The 18698-nt window shown below is 42.7% G+C and carries 18 protein-coding genes and 2 pseudogenes; 13 read left to right on the top strand and 7 right to left on the bottom strand.

The genetic code is table 11. The features are described from left to right. Positions 1-8: 8 nt before the first annotated feature. Complete coding sequence (locus ACRQ5D_RS16835; protein ID WP_091163011.1) at positions 9-1202, bottom strand: sensor histidine kinase; 1194 nt, start codon at positions 1200-1202, stop codon at positions 9-11. A 481-nt stretch (positions 1203-1683) separates the two neighbouring features. On the opposite strand from ACRQ5D_RS16835, the gene ACRQ5D_RS16840 reads away from it, so the two are divergent. Then, positions 1684-2379, top strand: coding sequence for a Type 1 glutamine amidotransferase-like domain-containing protein (locus tag ACRQ5D_RS16840; protein ID WP_091163482.1), 696 nt, complete (start codon positions 1684-1686; stop codon positions 2377-2379). On the opposite strand, the gene ACRQ5D_RS16845 is transcribed toward ACRQ5D_RS16840, so the two are convergent. Both ACRQ5D_RS16845 and ACRQ5D_RS16850 read right to left on the bottom strand, forming a co-directional pair. Continuing rightward, positions 2376-2990 (bottom strand): hypothetical protein, encoded by a 615-nt coding sequence (locus tag ACRQ5D_RS16845; protein ID WP_091163012.1) that lies wholly within the window; start codon positions 2988-2990, stop codon positions 2376-2378. The two genes, ACRQ5D_RS16840 and ACRQ5D_RS16845, sit on opposite strands and share 4 nt — an antisense overlap. Before the next feature lie 47 nt (positions 2991-3037). Further along, positions 3038-3757 (bottom strand): 2OG-Fe(II) oxygenase, encoded by a 720-nt coding sequence (locus ACRQ5D_RS16850; protein WP_091163013.1) that lies wholly within the window; start codon positions 3755-3757, stop codon positions 3038-3040. 115 nt (positions 3758-3872) lie between these two features. On the opposite strand from ACRQ5D_RS16850, the gene ACRQ5D_RS16855 reads away from it, so the two are divergent. The 11 genes and pseudogenes from ACRQ5D_RS16855 (at position 3873) to ACRQ5D_RS16905 (ending at position 13663) form a co-directional block, all read left to right on the top strand. Beyond that, on the top strand, positions 3873-4226 hold the full coding sequence (locus ACRQ5D_RS16855; protein ID WP_218134348.1) for a DUF488 domain-containing protein: 354 nt from the start codon (positions 3873-3875) through the stop codon (positions 4224-4226). A gap of 98 nt (positions 4227-4324) precedes the next feature. Next, a complete protein-coding gene (locus tag ACRQ5D_RS16860) occupies positions 4325-5176 on the top strand; it encodes a methylated-DNA--[protein]-cysteine S-methyltransferase (RefSeq protein ID WP_091163014.1) in 852 nt (283 codons plus the stop codon). Between the two features lie 294 nt (positions 5177-5470). Continuing rightward, on the top strand, positions 5471-5794 hold the full coding sequence (locus ACRQ5D_RS16865; RefSeq protein ID WP_129569333.1) for a hypothetical protein: 324 nt from the start codon (positions 5471-5473) through the stop codon (positions 5792-5794). Further along, positions 5776-6441, top strand: coding sequence for an ATP-binding cassette domain-containing protein (locus tag ACRQ5D_RS16870; protein ID WP_176844366.1), 666 nt, complete (start codon positions 5776-5778; stop codon positions 6439-6441). Before ACRQ5D_RS16865 ends, ACRQ5D_RS16870 begins: the two co-directional genes overlap by 19 nt. Positions 6442-6501: 60 nt before the next feature. Continuing rightward, on the top strand, positions 6502-7476 hold the full coding sequence (locus ACRQ5D_RS16875) for an aspartyl protease family protein (RefSeq protein WP_432329635.1): 975 nt from the start codon (positions 6502-6504) through the stop codon (positions 7474-7476). Beyond that, entirely contained in the window at positions 7476-8903 is a 1428-nt protein-coding gene (locus tag ACRQ5D_RS16880; protein ID WP_091163017.1) for a hypothetical protein, read from the top strand. The genes ACRQ5D_RS16875 and ACRQ5D_RS16880 overlap by 1 nt, the downstream gene beginning before the upstream one ends. Before the next feature lie 210 nt (positions 8904-9113). Then, positions 9114-9899 carry a PhzF family phenazine biosynthesis protein gene (locus ACRQ5D_RS16885; protein WP_091163018.1) on the top strand — a complete coding sequence of 262 codons (786 nt, stop codon included), beginning with the start codon at positions 9114-9116 and terminating at the stop codon, positions 9897-9899. Between the two features lie 224 nt (positions 9900-10123). After that, on the top strand, positions 10124-10558 hold the full coding sequence (locus ACRQ5D_RS16890; RefSeq protein ID WP_431200045.1) for an AAA family ATPase: 435 nt from the start codon (positions 10124-10126) through the stop codon (positions 10556-10558). Next, on the top strand, positions 10507-11055 hold the full coding sequence (locus ACRQ5D_RS16895) for a hypothetical protein (RefSeq protein WP_431200046.1): 549 nt from the start codon (positions 10507-10509) through the stop codon (positions 11053-11055). Before ACRQ5D_RS16890 ends, ACRQ5D_RS16895 begins: the two co-directional genes overlap by 52 nt. Before the next feature lie 560 nt (positions 11056-11615). Next, positions 11616-11948: pseudogene (locus tag ACRQ5D_RS16900) on the top strand (hypothetical protein); the annotation flags it as partial. A 1481-nt stretch (positions 11949-13429) separates the two neighbouring features. Beyond that, positions 13430-13663, top strand: a complete 234-nt coding sequence (locus tag ACRQ5D_RS16905; protein ID WP_431200807.1) for a hypothetical protein — start codon at positions 13430-13432, stop codon at positions 13661-13663. A 201-nt stretch (positions 13664-13864) separates the two neighbouring features. On the opposite strand, the gene ACRQ5D_RS16910 is transcribed toward ACRQ5D_RS16905, so the two are convergent. The 4 genes and pseudogenes from ACRQ5D_RS16910 to ACRQ5D_RS16925 all read right to left on the bottom strand — a co-directional run bounded on the left by ACRQ5D_RS16910 (position 13865) and on the right by ACRQ5D_RS16925 (position 17012). Beyond that, on the bottom strand, positions 13865-15220 hold the full coding sequence (locus tag ACRQ5D_RS16910) for a S41 family peptidase (protein ID WP_431200047.1): 1356 nt from the start codon (positions 15218-15220) through the stop codon (positions 13865-13867). A 224-nt stretch (positions 15221-15444) separates the two neighbouring features. Then, positions 15445-16053, bottom strand: coding sequence for an HAD family hydrolase (locus ACRQ5D_RS16915; protein WP_091163021.1), 609 nt, complete (start codon positions 16051-16053; stop codon positions 15445-15447). Continuing rightward, positions 16053-16352 carry a hypothetical protein gene (locus ACRQ5D_RS16920; RefSeq protein ID WP_091163022.1) on the bottom strand — a complete coding sequence of 100 codons (300 nt, stop codon included), beginning with the start codon at positions 16350-16352 and terminating at the stop codon, positions 16053-16055. Before ACRQ5D_RS16920 ends, ACRQ5D_RS16915 begins: the two co-directional genes overlap by 1 nt. Position 16353: 1 nt before the next feature. Continuing rightward, positions 16354-17012: pseudogene (locus tag ACRQ5D_RS16925) on the bottom strand (ABC transporter ATP-binding protein). Between the two features lie 397 nt (positions 17013-17409). On the opposite strand from ACRQ5D_RS16925, the gene sucC reads away from it, so the two are divergent. Continuing rightward, the gene (sucC, locus tag ACRQ5D_RS16930) at positions 17410-18603 is read left to right on the top strand and encodes an ADP-forming succinate--CoA ligase subunit beta (protein ID WP_090532025.1); all 1194 of its coding nucleotides are present in this window, start codon (positions 17410-17412) and stop codon (positions 18601-18603) included. The last annotated feature ends 95 nt before the right edge of the window (positions 18604-18698 follow it).

Raw genomic sequence — 18698 nt, forward strand, 5'->3', positions numbered from 1 at the left:
TAAACAGTTTAAGCGTTAATCTCCAGTTCAACAATGTAATTACCATCGGCCACGCTAATGTCAAGCCGGTGTTTGTTAGGATAAATATGTTGCAGGCGCTGGCGGTTATTGGCAATGCCGATCCCTTTCCGTTCGGTGGCAGGTCGTTTTTCGAAAATGGTATTTTTACAGATGAACAGCATTTGGTTGCCGTTTACCCTTAAGCAAATATCAATAACTGATGGCTGGTGTTTACTTACGCCATATTTAAAAACGTTTTCAATAAAGGTCATCAGTATCAGGGGCGGAATTTTTTGATTGTCAATCTTGCCCGAAACTTCAAAATCGAGCTTTGTTTTTTTGCCGAGGCGCAGGCGTTGCAGATCGATATAATCATTGATACAATCAATTTCATTTTGCAGCAAAACAAAATCCTCCGTTACCTCATCGGTTACATAGCGCATGATGTTAGAGAGTTTCATGATGCTCTCGGAAGTATGCTCGCTATTGGTAACCGATAAGGCATAAATATTATTCAGCGTGTTGAATAAAAAATGAGGATTGATCTGGGCTTTAAGAAAAGAGAGTTCGGCATGGGCTTTTTCGGCCTCGGCACGGGTAACCATCTGCTCGGTAAGCTGCCATTTTTGAACCGTGGCAATGGCAACGCTCAGCCCCATCACAATGATAAAAATAAATAAGCCTACCATATCAATATTACCGGATTGATGAATGAAGATAATTCGGTTGGTGGGTTTAAGGCTGGGGTCCTGCATCCGCAGATCCTCATGCGGCAACGGGCCAAAAGGCATATTTTGCTGATCAGGTGCTGAGCTGTCAATTCCCGTTGGCGTAATTTGTGGTCCTATAGGCTGCGGATTGGGGGCTGTTGTTGCAACTGGTTTATTCCCTTTAATGAGATTGTGAAGAAGCAGGTTATCAAAAGGCTGCAAAAAGTAAACACAGCCTGAAAGTAATAGCACAATAATCCCATACCAGAGATATCTTTTACGGAACACGAACTTTGGCACCAGGTACCAGGCGTTCAGGTAAAACATAAATATATAGGTGAGACAAAACAGCCAGTAGTAAGGCGAAAACAGGACGGCATAGGTGCCGGCGCTGCTTTGCTGTGTGCGGTTCATGAATAATAGCGGGAACCCTAAAAACACAAGCCAGCCTGCAGCATGAATGAAAAAAGTGGTTGCTTTTGAGCGGATCATTTTATTTTAAGATTCTTTTATTCATCAATGCCGGAGCTACTGGCTGGCAAATATTTTAGCATCTAATTTAAAAAAAGCACCTGTACATTGCACAGGTGCTTCATCTTATACGAAAAAAACTATAATTCAGTGTCCCTGCTTCTGAATTATAAATCAAAGGTGAAGATGAGCGGGAGTTTTAACAACCATGTGTCGGTGAACCGGGAAATTGTATAGACGAGACGGGGGAGTGGCGTGTTTTACCTAAAATAGGGATGCGTAGATTATATAAGAAAGCCCCCTGGCACTCGCTGCTTGGGGGCTGTCACCTAAACCTTATCACTGATCAAATTATTATTTGATGCTGTAAAGGTAGCCCTGAGTTTTTAATCTGAAATTTTGTACCGACGAACGGGGTAATTGAATGGATGGAGGGGAGTTTTGGATATTTTATGAATTTAATTCAGCGTTTTTATTAACATTGATTATAATCCAACAAATTATGAAACTACTTCTTACGTCTGCCGGAATTAGCAACATGAGTATTCAAAATGCTTTGGTAGAGCTGTTGGGTAAACCGGTTGCCGAAGCGAACGCCCTTTTTATCCCTACCGCGATATACGCCATACCCAATGGCGGCGACATAGTACGAAGGGTTATTTGCGGGTCCTTAGGTGATCCCTTTTGCCAATTGGGTTGGAAGTCGCTGGGCTTATTGGAACTTACCGCCTTACCCAGTATCAAAAAAGAGTTATGGGTTGACATGCTCCGGGAAATAGATGCTTTATTGGTAGGTGGCGGCGACTGCCAGTACCTGACCTATTGGATGCAGCAATCCGGGCTGGCGGATCTGCTGCCCTCGCTTTTACAAAAGATGGTATATGTTGGCTTGAGTGCCGGTAGTATGATCATGACCTGCTTTGGTACTACCTATGGCAACCATATCCTGCCGGCTGATAGCGATAAGTCATTAAGTTTTGTTGACTTTGCTATCCACCCGCATTTGGATCATGAGTGGTTCCCGAATAATTCGCTGGACAATATTGAGAAACTGGTTGCTTCCATACCAGTACCATCATACGCTATTGACGATCAAACCGCAATTAAAGTGACTGACGTAGCCGTTGAGGTTATTTCTGAGGGGCATTGGAAATTATTTACTCCCCGAGATTATGGCAGGCCGCTAAAAAATATTTAATAAATCCCTATTTGAGGCACATACCCCGCACTGAACATGTTCACAATTGACCGGGGAGTTAGTACTGTGATTATATCCACATTGGGCAGCCTTATTCCTTTTAGGTATCCGGCAGGGCTCCATAAATACAACTGGTTATCTTTGAGTAAATGTGATTTGCCATCATAAATTACAAATGTGCCGTTGGGCAGGGCTTTTAGTTTTTCTTGATAGGTAACTTTTGACTTATCAGCTGTAATGCGCTCTGCCTGCAAAATGTCGTCTATTTTGGCTACCGTTGTTTTCATGTCAAAACCGTATTGAGGGTTGCCTTTTAGCCAAAACTCTTTAAACCGATGATGATCCCTATACCTGCATTGAAAACAAGGCCGGTGCCCTGCTGAAAATGCCGTGGCTTCATCAAGGAAGAAGAGTTCAGTCCAGCGGTCGGGCTGCATGATTTCCCGGTGTCGGCCCCTGAACTCCAAAGCGCAGGTTATCCAGGCTTTAATTTTGAAAGCGCGTACAATTTCCTTGTCCTCATTATGGATTACGCCCCGGTTACCAAGCCAGGCACCCCGCGCTGTTGTTTTAATAAGTTGTCCAAATGGATTTACACGGTTCTGCAACATGTTATACGTTGTTTTCAATGGTCAGGATCAAAGTCACATCAATCTGTTTAAGACAGCGCGTCATGAAATATAATGCCCAGGCTATGGCGCTTACCGCTGTGAACCGGGCTTACGCCGTGCTTCATATTTACCCTGTAATAACCTTTACTTCCCTTTACTGGCCTAAAGTTAGTGGTAAATAAAACCATATCACCCATGCCAGGGGTAAGTACATTAACTTTTGATTGCGCCCGCGGAATTTTCTCGGTGATTACAAATTCGCCGCCGGTATAATCTCTGTTGTGTTGATCGAGCATGAAAACCATTTGGATGGGGAAATATACCTCGCCGTAAAGGTCCTGGTGCAGGGTGTTAAATCCGCCTTCTGTGTATTGCAATATCAGGGCTGTGGGTTTGGTTTGCCCGGCTTCATGGCTTAACTGTTTCATTTCTTCATGGGTGCCGGGGAATTGTTTGTCAAAACCAAGTTCATTCATCCATTTATTGGCCACAGGTACGATGTACGGATAAACGCTCTCCCTTAAATCGGTTATAATTGCAGGAAGCGGGTATTTATAGTATTTGTATTCGCCGTATCCAAATCTGTAGCGCTCCATGATGACGGTTTTACGGTAAGCATCTGCGTCATAATAGCTGATCAATGTATCGCAGTAGCGTTCACCTAAAACCTGTTTAACAATTGCAAAACCGTTGTCATGTAATGTTTTATTAATTTGATCCCAATCAAGATTTTTGATGCGATCTTTAAGTGTTTGTTCCGGTGTCATTTTTGTTATTTTGAATAGTATCAAAACTATCGTTAGGAAGATTGGTGGGCAATCCGATTCTTGCGGAATTTATACTGTCGGTTCCATCGAAGAAAAAGTATTAAAATACATTATCATGAAGATTAAACTTAAACGGGTTTATGAACCTTATACCGAGGCAGATGGCGTTAGGGTTTTGGTGGACCGCCTTTGGCCGCGGGGGATAAAAAAGGAAGACCAACGGATTGACAAGTGGTTTAAAGATGTAGCTCCATCTAACGAACTAAGAAAATGGTACAACCATGATCCTGAGAAATTTGAAGCCTTTAACCAAAAATACCGCACTGAAACTGAGGGTGCAAAGGCTTTGGATGAATTGGTAGATTATATCAGGCAGCATAAAATAGTGACGCTGGTGTTTTCTTCAAAGGAGCTGAAATTAAATAATGCGGTAGTTTTAAGCAAGATAATCGAAGAGCATATCGCCTGAAAACTCCGCAAGAATCGGATTGTTGAGCAGAGACGAGGCCGGTACCTTTGTGTTGTAAATACAAAAAACACAATTGAATTTATTTAAAAAAAGGCTTTATGAAAACTCAACAAGAGATAGATTATACCCGCATAGCAGACGCGATTGGCTTTTTCAGGGAGAATTTTAAGGCACAGCCTAAACTGGACGAAGTTGCGGAACATGTTAATTTAAGCCCCTTTCATTTTCAACGGATGTTTAAGGATTGGGCAGGGGTAACCCCAAAACAATTCCTGCAGTATTTGAGTGTGGAGCATGCCAAGGAAATCTTGAAACATGAAGACGCGAATGTTTTTAATACCGCGCTGCAAACAGGTCTTTCGGGAGGTGGCCGGCTGCATGACCTTTTTATTAAGGTAGAAGGTATGACCCCCGGCGAATACCGTAACGGCGGAGCCATGCTGCATATCAACTATTCGTTTGCAGATACACCTTTTGGTAAGGTGATCGTAGCATCCACTGCTAAAGGGATTTGCCACATGGCGTTTGTTGATGAGGGCGAAGAGAAAGCATTGGAGCAACTGAAGATAAGTTTTCCTAACGCGGTATTCAACCAGTTAGTTGACAGGATCCAGCAGAACGCTTTATTTATTTTTACGCAGGATTGGAGCCGTTTGGACGAGATCAAGCTGCATTTAAAAGGGACCGATTTCCAGATCAAAGTGTGGGAGACGTTATTGAAAGTACCTCCCGGCGGATTAACCTCTTATGGCTCACTTGCCAAAAAAGCAGGCAGCGAAAATGCTTACCGAGCAGTCGGCTCAGCGGTGGGTAGTAACCCCGTAGCATTCCTGATCCCCTGCCACCGGGTAATCAAATCAACCGGCGAAATCGGCCAGTATCATTGGGGCAGTACCCGTAAAAACGCAATAATAGGCTGGGAAGCAGCGCTAAAGGAGCGGGTTGAATAAGGTTTGTGAGCAAGGGGGATATGCAATTGCCCTCAAGCGTCCGCGCTTACATAGCAACGCTAAAGTAAGCGTGGACGTAAACATAAAAATGAGTATGTCCTGTTTTACAGATCACTGGAACAACGCCTCAGTGTGGAGTAAAGTGCCGGGCTCATCAAAAACTGTGTCTGCAGTTACCGCATCTCCGAACCTGTTCGCCAGGAGAGCCAGCGGGCGAACAAAATAGAATTGCCTGCGAGGAAAATTTTAAGCCACAACCTGCGTTATTTTAGCTCACCTGTCATGATTAGCTGAATGCGTAACACCATAAAAATCACCTGGTATTTTTATAAGTCGATGTTGTTATGGTGCATGACCATCAACATGATCTGCATCTACTATTTGTTTCGCGGAGAGGTTAATATTGTAGAATCATACATTTTTAAAATAATGAGTTATGGTTTAATTATCGGCTTCCGGTATTATAATTACAACTCAACTAAAACCTTCTTCTACTTCCGTAATGCAGGTTACGGGATCGACAAGTTATACCTGTACGCCCTTACGTGCGATGCCCTGGCCTACGGAATACTGCTATCACTCTTAAAACTGGTAAAATATTGGGTCAGTATATTTTAAAAACCGACAGCGTTCACCTCGAGTTTGATGGACGCAAAATTTTACAGGATATTTATCTCGATTGCCGCCAGGGCGAGGTGGTAGGTTTGCTTGGCCGCAACGGCTGTGGCAAGTCATCGCTGCTGCGGGTTATTTTCGGTAGCCTGAAGCCAACTTACAAGCACGTAAGCATCGACGATGAACACATTTATAAAGGTTATGACGATGGTCGGGTAGCTTATTTGCCCCAGCACAATTATCTGCCGCAAAGTATAAAGATCCAAAGCCTTGCTGGTACCATTATCGACCCTCAATTTACTGATGAATTTACCTCATTGTCAATTTACCAGGATCATCATCACAAAAAGCCCGGCCAGCTATCCGGCGGAGAACTCAGGCAATTGGAAACCCTGATGTGTATTTACAGCCGGGCAGATTTTATATTGCTCGATGAGCCATTTACTCATGTTTCGCCGGTGCAGGCGGAAATGTTTAAGGGTATCATTCGTAAATGCGCTAAGGTAAAAGGTATCATTGTTACCGACCATCAGTATTATAATATCCTTGACGTGGCCGATAGAATAGTACTAATTACCGACGGGAGCACCAAAGCCATCAACAGCCCTGATGATCTGATCAGGCACGGCTATATTAATCACATTATTTAAATGCCGGGAGGTGTAACTTAAAGTGTAAAACGAGGGTCTGATAGGTATATACTTAATACCATGTTCAGGGTTTACTTATTGATCGCTTTTTTAACTTTCTGCTGTTTGGGTGCAGCGGGAAGCGGGAAAACGACCATTAATGGCATCACCTTTAAAAACGTACAATCAGACCCGGATCCTTCACCAACCGGCGATTTTAAAACCTTGGTCATCCCCATAAAACGAGCTGGTAACCTGATTGTTATTGAAGCCCAGATCGATACCCTTGAAGGTAATTTTGTGCTGGATACCGGCGCGCCGTATCTGGTTTTAAATGAAACCTATTTTAGGGATCTGCCACACGTAGCTGAGCAGGAATCTGCAGGAATCAACGGCGTTGCCGGCAGTTCTTTTACTACTTATATCCGTAATTTTAACATCCTTGACCTACATTATCCAAGGCTCAGGGCCGATGTTACCGATCTGTCCTCTATCGAAAACAGTAAAGGGATCAAAATATTGGGATTACTGGGTACCCGGGTATTTTCAGATTTTGCCATTACAGTCGATCTGTTCCGTAATACACTATATATTCAAAAGCTTGACGAAAACGGCAATATCCCTCCGGCTGAGAAAGTATTTTACGACCGGTTTATGGTAAGCCCTTTCCGCATGCTTAATGATGTTATTTTAATGAAGGGCACTGTTAATGATAATTCGCTTTGGTTCGCTTTTGACAGCGCAGCAGAAACCAGTTTGCTCGATTACAAGAGATCAAAAAAGCTAATGCCCGATATGGAGGTAGTTAGCCGCTCAAAAATTATGGGGATTGGCGGTACTTCTATCGAGGTGATCTATACCCGTTTTGATAACCTGGTTGTGGGCGACCGCAAGTATATGAAAAACCGGATCCTGATCACCAATCTCGAAAAAATGGGGAACGCTTATGGTTACACAATAGATGGTGTATTGGGTTACGATTTCTTTGTAAGGGGCATATTCACCATCAACTTTGTTAAAAAAGAATTTGAAATGTACATTTACAATAATCAGTAATGAAAAGAGGGGCCTATATAGTTATTGTTTTTTTTGCGATGGTTTGCATGGCTTTGTCTGCAAGCGCGCAAAAACGCGGTAAGCTGGTTATGGGCGGCGATAACCTAAGGCTGCTTATTGATATGCGGTCGACTAAAACGGAGGTAGATAGCTTGCTCAAAAAAGCCGGGTTAAAAGGTGCAAATGCCGCTGCTATTTTGAAGGGAGATTTTACCGCTCTGAAAAAAGACGGCTGGACAATGGCCGAAAAACAGGGAAATATAATAGAGTTCGACAGGCCGCTTGAGGCCCTTAACCTGAACCCGCAAGTTACTCCTTACCTGATAACTACTAAAATAGATAACAATGATAATGAGTCGCCGGGGTATCCGGCTGATGTTAGCTTCGGCATCAATAACTTTGCTAAAATCACCGTTCATGAACTACCATCTGGATTAACCCGTTTCTTTTTGCCCGGTTATGCCCAAAGTAAAAGGGTACTGTTATCAGGTAACTTTAATAACTGGAGCACCCTTAAAGGTATCATGGCCAAAACCGACAGCGGTTGGATTGCCGACATAAAGCTGAAACCCGGCAAGTATGAATATAAATTTATTGTGGATGGCCATTGGACCAGTGACCGTTATAACAACCTGGTGAGCGATCATGACGATAATTCAATATACTTTCGTTATAACTACACTTTTAAGCTTAACGGATACGCCAATGCCCATAAAATAACACTGGCAGCGAGTTTTAATGATTGGGACGCTAACAATATCGTTCTCGAGAAAAGTCCCAAAGGCTGGCAAAAACAGCTTTACCTGCACGAAGGCACACAGGCGTATCGTTTCCTGGTTGATGGCAAATGGATCACCGATCCAGCTAATCCTAATAAGATCCAGGGCGCTGATGGATATACCAACTCAGTGCTGAACCTTGGCGAAACGGTTGTATTTAAGCTTGATGGTTATACCAATGCAAAGAAAGTGTACGTTGGCGGAAGCTTCAATAATTGGGAACATGGCCTGATCCCGCTTACCAAAACCAAAACGGGCTGGGCATCGTCCTTAATTATTCCGCCGGGCAATTATGGCTATAAGTTTGTTGTGGATGATAACTGGATCACCGACCCCAAAAACCCTCGTAATATGATGGAGGGCGGCGTTGTTAATTCATATATTTCGGTGAAACCAAATTATACGTTTAAGCTAAGCGGTTTCAATAATGCAAAAAAGGTTCATTTAGCGGGCAGTTTTAACAACTTTGATGATTTTGGTTACACACTTGCTTTTAACGGTAAAGAGTGGACGGTAAGTGTTTACCTGAAACCAGGCAAGCAACTGTACAAGTTTATTGTGGATGATAAATGGATGATAGACCCGGGCAATAAACTTTACGAACCTAACCAATATAATTCGGGTAATTCCGTTTTATGGATCGAGTGAGAAAAGAATCGAGAGATAAGAACCAAGAGATCAGGATCAAGAGAAAAGAATTAAGAAGCGGGAAAATATTAATAAAGATCTTGATTCTTGCAGTATTGTATCTTGATTCTCACAGTCTTGCATCATGATTCTGGTATTCTTGAATCTTGATTCTTATATTCTTGCATTTTGACTCTCACCTCGTTATATTAGCTAAAATACAATATTTTTATGACCATCCCCATATACCAGGCCGACGCATTTACCGATAAGCTCTTTGGCGGTAACCCGGCGGCAATTTGTCCGCTTAATGAATGGTTGCCCGATGTTACCATGCAAATGATAGCCATTGAAAATAACCTTGCCGAAACCGCTTTTTTTGTGAAAAACGGGGATGGCTACAAATTGCGCTGGTTTACGCCCGAGTATGAGATAGATCTTTGCGGGCATGCTACCCTGGCATCTGCTCATATCCTATTTTCGGAGCTGGGATATGAGGGAGATGTAATTCATTTTGAAACCGTAAAGGCCGGAACGCTAATTGTAAAGCGCGATGGCGATAAATATACTATGGATTTTCCGTCGAGGCCACCTATCCCAATTGAGGCTCCAAACGGATTGGCCGAAGCGCTTGGTGAAAAGCAGCCGGTAGCATTTTTGCGCTCGCGTGATTATTTCATTGTTTATGAAACCGAGCAGGATATCAGGGAGCTTACGCCCGATTTCTTCGCCATGTCAAAAATGGATACGGTAGGGATCATAGCCACCGCTCCTGGCGATAACTCTGATTTTGTTTCACGCTTTTTTGCCCCCGGCGCAGGCATCCCCGAAGACCCGGTTACCGGATCGGCACATTGTAACCTGATCCCGTATTGGGCAAAACGCCTTGGTAAAGATAGCCTCCATGCCTATCAGCTTTCGGCCCGCCGCGGCGAGCTTTGGTGCGAGCTTAAAGGTGATAGGGTATTGATGAGCGGTAAAGCGGTTACTTATCTGAAGGGGGAGATCAGGGTTTGATTTCTTCCTCATGTTATTGCAGGGAGGAACGACGAAGTAATTGCACAGAAGCATAGCTGCTCTGTAAAGCAAGCGATTGCCGCGCTGCGCTCGAAATGATTAACTACATCAACCTTTCACCTTTAGCCTTTTTCCTTTCACCTCAAATCAAAATATACTTTCAAAACTCAATTATTTATAATTACTTTGGAGGTTTGGACTTTGCAAGGTACTTAATAAATTAAATGCAGCTTACCCGTTTAGAAATCAAAGGCTTCAAGAGTTTCGGCGATAAAATAACCATCAATTTTAATGAGGGTGTTACCGCTATTGTAGGCCCTAACGGTTGCGGTAAGTCAAATGTTGTTGACAGTATCCGTTGGGTTTTGGGTGAGCAAAGCACCCGGATGCTCCGTTCGGAGAAAATGGATAACGTTATTTTTAACGGTACCAAAAGCCGTAAATCGGCTAACCTTGCCGAAGTTTCCCTCACTTTTGATAATACAAAAAACGTACTGCCAACCGATTATTCGCAGGTAACGCTTACTCGTAAGCTTTACCGCACGGGCGAAAGCGAATACCGACTTAACGATGTACAGTGCCGTTTAAAGGATATTACCGATCTTTTTTGGATACGGGTATCGGCTCCGACTCCTATTCTATCATCGAGCTCCGGATGATCGACGAGATCATCACCAATAAGGAGGGCTCACGCCGTAACCTGTTTGAGGAAGCATCGGGCATCTCTAAATACAAGCTCCGCAAAAAGCAAACTTTCAGTAAGCTGAAAGAGACAGAGGCCGATTTGGCCCGTGTTGATGACCTGCTGTTTGAGATTGAGAAGAACCTGAAATCGCTGGAGAACCAGGCGAAGAAAACTGAACGATACTATCGTCTCAAGGAGCAGTATAAAACATTGAGCATTATGCTGGCTTCGTTCAGGATCGTGGCTTTCAGCGAATCATTAAAAAAGATAGAGGAGCAGGAGCTAAAGCATAAGGCCGAGAAGGGCGATATCGTAGCCCAGATTGATACTTTGGAAGCGACTTTACAGCAACAAAAGCTGGATAGCATCACCAAAGAAAAAACCTCTCTGTTCAGCAAAAAACAACCAACGAGTTTGTTTCCAAGATCCGCGCTTACGAAAGCGAAAAGAAGATCAAGAATGAACAGTTGAAGTTTCAACAAGATAAGGAATCGCGTCTGACTGAAGAGTTAGAACGGGACAAAAACCAGCTGAACCACGTATTATACAACATTAAACGCCTAAACGAGGAAAAGGCTACTGAAGATGAAACCCTGCAAGCTATTCAAAGCAGGGTAACTGATTTAAAGGAGGCTGTTGACGAATTGCGCGCCCAGCAAACCGAAGCACGTAATGAGCTAAACGAACTTAATAATATCAATACCCGCCTGCAAAACCAGGCTTACAAGGCTGAAAAGGACCTGGATATATTACAAATTCAGCAACAGGCTTTGGAGCAGGAAAGCCAGCGTAATATGGAAGATACCACCAATAAAGAGGTGGAGCTTTCGCACTTTAACCAGGTGGTTGCCGAGCTGCAATACCGCAAGGAAACACTCGACGATGAATTTCAGCAGGCTGTTGAGTTTGAAAATAAATTAAAAGAACAAATTGCCGAAACCGATGTTGAGTTGAACTCGGTTAAGGATACCATTATAAAAGAAAGCCGCAGGCTGGATGCCAAACAAAACGAATACAACCTTACCAAAAGTATGGTTGACAGTTTGGAGGGCTTCCCGGAGTCAATCAGGTTCCTGAAAAAGAATGCCGATTGGGCTAAAAATGCACCTTTGTTTAGCGATGTGCTTTTTTGTAAGGAGGAGTTTCGTGTAGCCATTGAAAACTACCTTGAACCGCTCATGAACTATTACGTGGTTGAAAGCTACGACGATGCTGTAAAGGCTATAAGCCTGTTGAGCAATTCGGCAAAGGGCAGAGCAAATTTCTTTGTGCTGAATAACTACGCTGATGAATCGCCTGCACAAATCAGCTTCGAAAAGGAGGGGGCTATCCCGGCACTGAGTGTTATTGAGGTTGAAAAACGTTACCTGCCGCTTTGTAATTACCTGCTTAAAGGTGTTTACCTGGTTGATGACGATAAAGAAGGCCAGATCAATAGCGAAACTTTACCGCAGGGCGTTGTGTTAATCGGCAAGAGCGGTAAGTTCAATAAATCAAAACATACCATGGCCGGTGGGTCTGTGGGTTTGTTTGAAGGTAAAAGGATCGGGCGTGCTAAAAACCTGGAGAATTTGGCTAAAGAGATCCGGGGAATAGAGAACCAGGTGGGTTCATTTCGTACGAAGTCTGAAGAATTACAGAACAAGCTTGCAGCTTTACGTTCGTCAACCAAGGCAGCTGAGATCAATGAACAGCAACAGATCCTGAACCGTTTAAATAACGAGTTGATCACTGTAAAAACCCGCCAGGAGCAATATCAAACTTTTATTGAAAATAGCCTTAACCGTAAAGAAGATATCGCCCGCAAAATTGCAGGGATCAAAGATGAAATGGCTGCCCTGCAACCGCAATTGGCCGAGCTAAAAACTCAACGCCAGATCCAAAGCGATTTACTGGCCGATAAGCAGATGGCTTTTAACGAGCTTAATGAGTACGTATCGGTACAATCCAACGCTTATAACCAGGAAAATATCCGTTTCCATCAGCAGCAAAACAAGGTGTCGGGATTGATGAAAGACCTTGACTATCGTGATACCCAGCAGGAAAGCCTTGAAACGCGTATAAGGCAAAATAGCAGCGAGCTTGAAAAAGTAAAAGTTGCTATACAGGAAAACCTGAAACTGGCCGATAACTCAGACGACAACCTGCTTGAAATGTATGAGCAGAAGGAAAACCTGGAAAAGGCCACACAACAAGCCGAACAGGAGTACTATCAATGGCGCGGCCTCATCACCGAAAATGAGAGTCAGGTAAGCTCATTGAGGCGCAAAAAAGAAAACAGCGAAGTTATTGAGAATGAGCTGCGCGACGAACGAAATAATTTAAAGATAGACCTGAACGCGCTGAAAGAACGTCTTTCGGTTGAGTTTAATATAGATATTGAAGACCTGCCCGAAAGCGAAGTACCCGAAGGTGAAAATGAGCAGGACCTGCGCGAGAAAGCCGAAAAGCTAAAAAAACAGCTGGATGATTTTGGCGCCATAAATCCGATGGCGGTAGAGGCTTATAACGAAATGAACGAGCGTTATACTTTTATCCAGGCGCAAAAGAAAGACCTGAGTGAAGCCAAAGCATCATTGCTGGCTACCATACAGGAGATTGATGATACCGCGAAAGATAAGTTCATGACCGCGTTTATTATGGTGCGCGAAAACTTTATTAAAGTATTCCGCTCGCTGTTTAATGAAGAGGATTCATGCGATCTGATCCTGACTGATCCTGATCATCCGCTCGAGTCAGATATCGATATCATCGCGAAGCCAAAAGGTAAACGACCATTATCCATCAACCAACTATCGGGAGGGGAAAAACCCTTACGGCAACCGCTATACTTTTTTCGCTGTACCTGCTTAAGCCTGCACCTTTCTGTATTTTTGATGAGGTTGACGCGCCGCTTGATGATACCAATATTGATAAGTTCAATAACATTATCCGTACCTTCTCCAAAGACTCTCAATTCATCATTGTATCCCACAACAAACGAACTATTGCAAGTACAGATGTTATTTACGGCGTAACCATGGTTGAGCAGGGGATTTCCCGCGTTGTTCCCGTTGATTTAAGAGAGCTGGCTGATTAGAGCTTAAAGCCTAAGGCGGAAAGCTAAAAGCTCGCGCCGTTGCCACCAACAACTTGTTATACCTGTATAATTTTATTAACCACTAAAGCCGATACGCATAGCATAAAGTTGTTGGTGACAACACCAACAACGGCAAGCTTTAGCATAATAAAAAAGGCGAAAAGCTTTTTAGCCCTCCGCCTTAAATGATACGGAAAAATTTTATTTCTTCTTTTTAAACACCGATGGTGTTTTAAGCATCAAACCTTTTACTTTGCTGCGGGTGAATCTCTGTTCCATCGCACGTTTCTGATCGGCCGAAAGTACGTTTTTTGAAGAGGTAGCCAGGCTTTGGGTTGTTACTGAACCGGTTTTATACTTGCCGGTAGAGATATAGCTCAAAGCCTGTGCTAATAAACCTTCGGTAGGGTCGCCGAAATCTTTGGTCAGATCGTCGACAGCGCTAACACCTTTATAAATGCCTTGTCCTGGTGTCATACCGGTATAATAATCGCCATTGTTTGCCGAATTTCTTGTGGAGAACATTGGCATATACAATTGGTATTTATTGATATCAATACCATAAAAACCAACAGGCTTGCCATAGGTGACAGAGCCGATCAATTCAACATCCAGTTCAGGGATCAGGTTATTAATGGTTAACTCACTTGCTGAGGCAGTACCGCTACCAACTATAAAGAATATCCGGCTTAAATTAAGTGACCCTTGTTTTTGGAAATTAACAGTTTGGTTGCTTACCGAAAAAAATCCTTTGGGTATTTCGTAAAGGTTTTTAAACAAGGTATAGTTATCGTTTGTAAGCTTATCATTAAAATAAGCTGTATACATCTTAGTGCCGTTCTTAGCCGATGGTACTAAAAGGTTGTCAAGGTATTCTGCAGTTTCTACGGATCCGCCACCGTTATACCTTAAATCAACGATCAAATCGGAAATACCAGTGAAGCTGTTTAAGGCCTCTAATATTTTAGGACCGGCATTGGTTTTATCAGTAAAAGAATTAAAAACCATGTAGCCTGCTTTTTTGCCCGAGCCGGCGTCCAGTGTTTTATAAGTAATAACAGGGTTTATGGTATAGTTAGCAGTATTAAGCGTTACATCAACGGTAGTATTATCCGGTCTGGCCAATGTCATGCTGATAGTTTTGCTGTATGCATAGGCTTGTATTACAAACTGGGTAGTCGAACCTCCGTCATCGTAAGCAAGGTCGGTACGCCCATTTATTTTGGTGATCTGATACCCGCGTTTAATACCTACTTTATCAGCAGGTGAACCAGGGTATACATATTTGATCCTCAGATCCGAACGCGTAGGGTAGAATACCGAAAAACCGAAGTCGCCGCCATTACCGCTCAATTCGTTCGATACCGAGCCGTCATCAATAAACGAATACTTAGCCGTGCCGGTATTATCGTAATATTCGTACGGTTGAGAGCTTGCCGGATTTACGGCATATTGTGATAAATGGTCAACCTCGCTGCTTAACCCGGTAATAGTATCAGTACTGACATAGTTACGGGGCTGAAAGTTTTTATAGGTTGGAAGCTGGTTGTACCACAAATAGGTTTCCTGTGGATATAAAAAAACAGAATCTCTTATACGATCAAGGGCGGTACCGGTGCTTGGCGGGCCGGTAGTACCATCATCGCCGTTATTAATAGGTTTATTTTTTTACAGGCAGATATCGATGCAACGGAAATAAGGGCTAAAAAGTAAAATATTTTTCTCATACACTTGAGTTTAAGTATTAAAACGCCTTGTTAGTAAGTATGTTATAGGTAATACTATAAAAAGTCTTCAACACTGATACAGTCAATGCCGCTGGCTTCGGCACAAAGCTTATCTGTTTCCGAATTTTCAATCATCACTATTTCTTTACGCTGGAGGCCATGTTCCTGAATAAGCAGGTTAATTACATCTGGTTCGGGTTTTGGTACGGTTTCTTCGGTAAAATAGCAGCGGAGATATTTTTCCAGCCCGTGCCATTCGGTTTGTTTAATTTTATTTACCTGTTCCTGAACATTGCCGTTAGTTACAATAAACAATTTTTTGCGGTCGACCACAATATCCTGCATTAAGGTAAGTATATTTTGATATAAAAGCAGTTTTAGCGGTAATTTGGCAGTTAAAAGCAGGTTCTCAAATTTATCGCGGTATTGTTCGGCCACCGGGAACTGCTCCGTCAAACGGTTAAATGCGGCATCCTTCCCTTCAGCTATATACGTATCAGTTAATACTTTGGTTGCGGCCTTTGCATCTATCAGCTCAATATATTCAAGCATGTTTGCAAACAGGTAATAAGCCTGAAAGTAATAATCCTTTGCCGGATAAAGCACATTATCTAACTCAAAAATAAAAGCTGTTTTACGTTTATCAATATCCTTATAGTCCATTAAGCAATTACGTGTAGGTTTATATCGTATTCATTAAAAAGGGTTTCGGCCTTTAGCAAGAGTATTGTTTCATCAGGCCTTAATAAATAAACCGAATCGATGCTTTTATCCAGGCAAAGCGTTAGCATTTCATGTGTATAACTTGCCGAAGCTGGATTGGGCAACAATATCATTTTGCCGGTTTTTATCATAAAATCAGGCAGGTCCATATGATCACCCAAAATAATATTTTTTCCTTCCAGTTTGTTTTTGAGCTGGTAGGCTTGCGCCGACGTGGCGGCGGTAATTAAAATGCTCATGTTAATGGGCGTTAACAATTAAACCATCCCTCATTGTAACTGTGCGGTCTGACAGGTTTGCAAGATCTTCATTATGAGTAACAATAACAAAGGTTTGCCTGAAATCATTTTTAAGCTTAATAAATAATTCATGAAGCTCGAGCGCGTTGACCGAATCAAGGTTGCCTGAAGGTTCATCGGCAAAAATAAGTGCTGGATTGTTGATTAACGCACGTGCCACAGCTACCCGTTGTTGCTCGCCGCCAGATAGCTGGTTAGGTTTATGGTGCAACCTGTCTTTCAAACCCAAAAGGTCAAGCAACCCGGCCGCTTTTTTTCTGCTTCAGATTTTGATTTTCCTGCTATAAAGGCCGGGATGCAAACGTTTTCAAGAGCGCTGAACTCGGCCAGTAGATGATGAAACTGGAATATAAAACCAATCTGCCGGTTCCGGAAATCGCTTAGTTGTTTATTGTTTAGTTTGTTTAGTTCAATATCATTAATGGTTAAAGTGCCCGAATCTGGCCGGTCAAGGGTACCTAATATGTTAAGTAACGAGCTTTTTCCGGCACCTGAAGCACCAACGATGGTTACGATTTCACCCTTTTGTACCTCAAGGTCAACGCCCTTTAATATTTGTAACTGTCCGTATGATTTATGGATAGATCTGGCTTTAAGCATTTGGCAAAGTTAACGGATTAGCTGGATTTATTTTGTTGGGATTACACTGATTGATTTATGATTTCACCGATTTTTACCGTTGATGATTCTTGATTATGTTGACACCCGATTTTTCTGATTTGACGAACATTCTATTAATCTTAAAATCCTGTAAATCCTGATTCTGGCAAAGAGCTGTATGAGATGATTTAAGCAGGCTCTCAACTGAAAACAAATTGTACCATTTTTTCTTTGCGGCGTTGCGCCTTAGTTTGCTTAATATTCAATTCCCTATGTTTCTTGTACTTTGTATCCTTTGTAAATACAATGTTATTTACCCCGATAAGGGCAAATAAACTGAAACAAGGTGTTTACCGTTTCAAACAAAATTGTAGCTTTACCGCAAATTCTTCAAAACATGAATATTCACGAATATCAGGGTAAAGCTATATTAAAAAGCTATGGCGTTAGAGTTCAGGAAGGCATTGTAGCCGATACTGTTGAGCAGGCTGTTGAGGCTGCCCAAAAATTGAAAGAAGACCTGGGCTCAAGCTGGGTAGTGATCAAAGCACAGATCCACGCAGGTGGCCGTGGTAAAGGCGGCGGCGTTAAGCTTGCCAAAAACATCGACCAGGTAAAAGAACATACCGGCAATATTTTAGGTATGCAATTGGTAACTCCGCAAACTGGTCCTGAAGGTAAAAAAGTTAAGAAAGTTTTAGTTGCACAGGATGTTTACTATCCGGGCGAAAGTGAAACCAAAGAGTTTTACATGAGCGTATTGCTTGACCGCGCCCGTGGCCGCAACATTATTATGTACAGCACCGAAGGCGGTATGGATATTGAGGAAGTTGCACACTCAACCCCTGAGCTTATATTTAAAGAAGAGATTGACCCTAAAGTTGGTTTACAGGGCTTCCAGACCCGTAAAATAGCCTTTAACCTTGGCCTTGAAGGCGAAGCATTTAAAGACATGACCAAATTCATTGCTGCTTTATACAAAGCCTATGAAGGTACCGACTCATCGCAATTTGAAATTAACCCGGTTTTAAAAACCTCTGATAATAAAATTTTAGCTGTTGACGCTAAGGTAAACCTTGACGATAACGCGCTTTACCGTCATCCGGATTACGCTGCAATGCGTGATACCGATGAGGAAGATCCAACCGAGGTTGAAGCCAGCAAATCAAACCTTAACTATGTTAAGCTTGATGGTAACGTAGGCTGTATGGTTAATGGCGCCGGCTTAGCTATGGCTACTATGGACATCATTAAAATTGCCGGGGGCGAGCCTGCCAACTTCCTTGACGTAGGCGGTACGGCCAACGCGCAAACTGTAAAAGCTGGTTTCAATATCATCCTTTCAGATCCTAACGTAAAAGCCATTCTGATCAACATCTTCGGTGGTATTGTTCGCTGCGACCGTGTTGCGCAAGGTGTAATTGATGCTTACAAAGAGATCGGTAATATCCCGGTGCCAATTATTGTTCGTTTACAGGGCACAAACGCTGCCGAAGCAAAAGAACTGATCGATAACTCAGGTTTGAAAGTTTACTCGGCAATATTGCTGAAAGAAGCTGCCGATCGTGTTAAAGAAGTTTTGGCGCTTTAATTCTTTTTAGAGATAAGAGGCTGATGATTAGAGATTAATTGCCAGCCTGTAGATAAAAAAGGAGGCTATATCACATTGATACGGCCTCCTTTTTT

The sequence above is a fragment of the Mucilaginibacter sp. P25 genome, assembly GCF_050859465.1.
Lineage (GTDB): Bacteria > Bacteroidota > Bacteroidia > Sphingobacteriales > Sphingobacteriaceae > Mucilaginibacter > Mucilaginibacter gossypii.

Excerpts from the sequence above, each read along its gene's own strand:
- ACRQ5D_RS16835 (WP_091163011.1), bottom strand. The coding sequence starts at position 1,202 with ATGATCCGCTCAAAAGCAACCACTTTTTTCATTCATGCTGCAGGCTGG.
- ACRQ5D_RS16840 (WP_091163482.1), top strand. The coding sequence starts at position 1,684 with ATGAAACTACTTCTTACGTCTGCCGGAATTAGCAACATGAGTATTCAA.
- ACRQ5D_RS16845 (WP_091163012.1), bottom strand. The coding sequence starts at position 2,990 with ATGTTGCAGAACCGTGTAAATCCATTTGGACAACTTATTAAAACAACA.
- ACRQ5D_RS16850 (WP_091163013.1), bottom strand. The coding sequence starts at position 3,757 with ATGACACCGGAACAAACACTTAAAGATCGCATCAAAAATCTTGATTGG.
- ACRQ5D_RS16855 (WP_218134348.1), top strand. The coding sequence starts at position 3,873 with ATGAAGATTAAACTTAAACGGGTTTATGAACCTTATACCGAGGCAGAT.
- ACRQ5D_RS16860 (WP_091163014.1), top strand. The coding sequence starts at position 4,325 with ATGAAAACTCAACAAGAGATAGATTATACCCGCATAGCAGACGCGATT.
- ACRQ5D_RS16865 (WP_129569333.1), top strand. The coding sequence starts at position 5,471 with ATGCGTAACACCATAAAAATCACCTGGTATTTTTATAAGTCGATGTTG.
- ACRQ5D_RS16875 (WP_432329635.1), top strand. The coding sequence starts at position 6,502 with ATGTTCAGGGTTTACTTATTGATCGCTTTTTTAACTTTCTGCTGTTTG.
- ACRQ5D_RS16880 (WP_091163017.1), top strand. The coding sequence starts at position 7,476 with ATGAAAAGAGGGGCCTATATAGTTATTGTTTTTTTTGCGATGGTTTGC.
- ACRQ5D_RS16885 (WP_091163018.1), top strand. The coding sequence starts at position 9,114 with ATGACCATCCCCATATACCAGGCCGACGCATTTACCGATAAGCTCTTT.
- ACRQ5D_RS16890 (WP_431200045.1), top strand. The coding sequence starts at position 10,124 with ATGCAGCTTACCCGTTTAGAAATCAAAGGCTTCAAGAGTTTCGGCGAT.
- ACRQ5D_RS16915 (WP_091163021.1), bottom strand. The coding sequence starts at position 16,053 with ATGGACTATAAGGATATTGATAAACGTAAAACAGCTTTTATTTTTGAG.
- ACRQ5D_RS16920 (WP_091163022.1), bottom strand. The coding sequence starts at position 16,352 with ATGAGCATTTTAATTACCGCCGCCACGTCGGCGCAAGCCTACCAGCTC.
- sucC (WP_090532025.1), top strand. The coding sequence starts at position 17,410 with ATGAATATTCACGAATATCAGGGTAAAGCTATATTAAAAAGCTATGGC.